This is a genomic window from Microbulbifer sp. 2205BS26-8 (assembly GCF_030731025.1).
Classification (GTDB): domain Bacteria; phylum Pseudomonadota; class Gammaproteobacteria; order Pseudomonadales; family Cellvibrionaceae; genus Microbulbifer; species Microbulbifer spongiae.
In genome coordinates, this window is record NZ_JAVAMR010000092.1 from 1 (window position 1) to 3,428 (window position 3,428).

Below are 3,428 nucleotides of genomic sequence, written 5' to 3' on the forward strand. Positions count from 1 at the left end.
GGTAATGGTGCTGTTTGGGTTCGATTTTTTGATCAAAATATCGGTAACTTTGCTAGTTATGATGAGAGGAAGTCTTTTTATGGCGTTTATGGCATGGATGAGAATGATTTTGTCTGGTTTGCAGATACCGATGGTGATGGAGAGCCCGACTACCACCGTTATGACATTTCAAGCGGCAAGGTCTATACTCGCCTAAATAATGCTGGTGAAGCTAAATACAAAAATGCTCCACGCAATGTAATCCATCAGTTCGATAATGGTCTTGGTAACATCACCAAGGTCACTTATGGAAATATGGCGCTTAGTGGGGTCTACTCTCGTCTGGATATGGCTGCGTCAAGCAGTATTGATTCTTTCTATACAGCACTGAACAGTGACTGGGTGCTTCCTGCAGGAAGTCAAACCCTGGGTAAAGATACGCCTGTACTGGATATCCTGAGCCCCGTGTATTTGGTTGCCGAGGTGGAGAGTTCTGCGCCTGCAGCTGGTGCTGCCCCTGGCTCTGTGGATCAGTCTGCACTCAGTTCAGTGTCCTATCACTATCATCAGATGAAGCTCCAGGCTGCTGGGCGCGGAATGCTGGGTTTCCAGAAAATCAGCACTACCGATAATCAGACTGGTGTGGTGACGGAAACCACCTATCGCCAGGATTTTCCTTTCACGGGCATGCCGCTGCAAACAGAAACCCGTACAGCTGGCGGTCAGCTTCTGAGCCGGGCTTCTAACAACTGGCGCCTCCAGGGGTGGAATGGTAGTGGTAACCCTTTGCCACCTTACCAGCCGTATATTTACAGTGCGGTTGAAGAGACCTATGACCTTAAAAACGAAGGCAACACACAGGGGCAAATGCTGCAAACGGTCACAACAACGAATACCTACGATGCTTATGGCAACGCGCTCAGCATCAATGTGGCGACCAAGGGGGGAGACTCTGACCAGCAGTTTGTTAAGAAGACAGAAAACGTCTATGGCAGCTCCACCTGGGAGAAGGAAAAGGGTCGCCTAAGCAGCACCAAAGTGACCAGTACTCGACCCGGACAGCCCGCACATATACGGGAGTCTGCCTTTACCTATTATACTTCTGAAGTACATAAGGGCCTGCTGAAAACCGAGGTGATTGAGCCGAATAAGGCGTTATACAAACAAACTACGGCTTACGAGTACGATAACTTTGGTAATGTCATTAAAAAGACCCTGAGCGCATCGGGTGAAATCAGCCGCAGTACCAGAACGGTGTATGATCCTTCCGGGCGCTATGTCTCTGAGAGCTACAATGCCCTTGATCAACTGACTGAAAAGGTGCTCCTCCGAAATCACTTCGGCGCACCCTTGGAAGTCGAAGGTATGAACGGGCTCCAAACTTCCATCGCTTATGATGAATTTGGCCGAGAAACCATCAGTCGCAGCAACACTGGTGCAGACAAGCTGACCAGCTATGAACGCTGTGTCATTGGATGCCCCTCTGGAGCCAAATATAAAGTGACGATCAGCAGCAGTACAGGCAGCTGGAGCAGGGAGTACTTCGATGCACTGGGCCGTTCCATACGCACGGAAACCAAGGGCTTTAATAACAAAATCTATGCAGACAAAGAGTACGATAACCTCGGTCGCCTCAAATTTGCCAGCGAGCCCTATTTCTCCGGTGAGACTCGTATATGGACCGAGACCAAGTATGACTTGCTCGGTCGCCCGACCCGTGTGATCGCTGCAGATAGGTCACAGTCCACAATGACCTATACGGGGCTGAAGACCACCACCGTTAATGACAAGGGCCAGAGTAAAGTTGAGACCAAGAACGTTGCGGGTGAGTTGGTTGAGGTGACAGATGCTATCAACGGGCGCCTTACCTACGAGTACGACAGCCAGGGCAATCTGCACAAAGCCAAATCCTGGGGCAAGACCAACACTGCCGGCAGCCATATCGACGAGGGCGACGACCTCAGCTATCCCATTGTGGTCACCATCAACTACGACCACCTGGGTCGTAAAACGAGCATGGACGACCCGGACAAAGGCGCCTGGGAGTATACCTACACTGGCTACGGCGAGCTGAAAAAGCAAACCAATGCCAACGACCATACGGTGGAGTTCACTTATGACCAACTGGGCCGCCAGCTGACCCGTATCGAAAAGCGCGGCGGCACCGCCACCACCAGCAACGTTGGCTGGTATTACGATAGCGCAGCAAACGGCCTCGGCCAGGTGGAGATGATCACCGACAGTGTCAGCGGTTACCAGGCGGTCTACCAGTACGACCAGTTGGGCCGTAACAATGCCCAAGCGGTGGACTTCGATGGTGATGGCTCCCAGCCATCCTATGTCACCACCACGGTATTCGACGGCCACGGCCGAGTGGAGCGCAGCTACGACGCCCTCGACAGCCTGCTTGACAGCGGACAGTCCGGAATTCGCAATTACTACAATGCCAATGGTTATCTCTATAAGGTTACAGACCTCGCCACAGGAGATCTGATCGAGGAAATCAAGGCGCAGACCGCCCGTGGCCAGCTCAAGGAGCAGCTGCTGGGGAATGGGGCAACCACCACCTTTAACTACCAGGGCTCCACCGGTCGCCTGCTCAACCAGACCTCCACGGTTCTGGGCGCCTTTGGTATCCAGAGCATTAGTTACCAGTGGGATACCCTGGGCAACCTCACCAGCCGCCACAACCAGAGTGGCAGCAAGAACCTGCGCGAAAGTTTCTGCTATGACGACCTTAACCGGTTGATCAAAACCCATATCGGCAGCAGCAATATTAACTGTGACAGCCTGAGCACTGCCAACCAGGATGTCCGGTACAACGCTATCGGTAATATCACCTACAAAGCCGGTGTGGGCAGCTATGTCTATGGCCAAAATGGTGCCGGTCCCCATGCGGTTACAACAGCTGGTGGTGTTCGCTACAATTATGACGCCAACGGCAATATGACCTCAGACGGCTTCGACGGTGGCCGTACTATCCAGTACACCACTTTCGACAAAGCGGAGCGGATCGAAAAGGGCAACCACACCACCGAGTTCCTTTACGGCCCCGAACACAGCCGCTATTACCGCAAGGACACCAATAGTAGTAACGATGAAGTCACCGAAACCTGGTATATTGGCGGACTTGAGCGTATCCGGAAATCCAGCGCCCCCAATGAAATCCAGTGGAAGCGCTACCTGGGCGCCGCTGTGTACACGGTAAAAACCGATCTCGCCTACGCCGTGCAGTCCACCGACAAGCTGTTCCTGTACAAGGATCACCTGGGCTCCATGGACCTGATGACGGATAAGGCCGGTCAAGTGGTACAGGAGATGTCTTTCGACGCCTGGGGCCAGCGTAGGAATACCGCCAACTGGAGCGCTCTGACCCTTACTGCCCTCTACGGCTTTGACCACAGTCGCACTACCCGTGGCTATACCGGCCATGAGATGCTGGATGAGGT

General features: G+C 53.0%; 1 protein-coding gene. It reads left to right on the forward strand.

All coding sequences use genetic code 11. The features are described 5' to 3' along the window. Positions 1-93: 93 nt before the first annotated feature. Positions 94-3,428 (forward strand): hypothetical protein (locus Q5Y71_RS16435; RefSeq protein WP_306043170.1); only part of this gene is annotated, 3,335 nt, incomplete at its 3' end.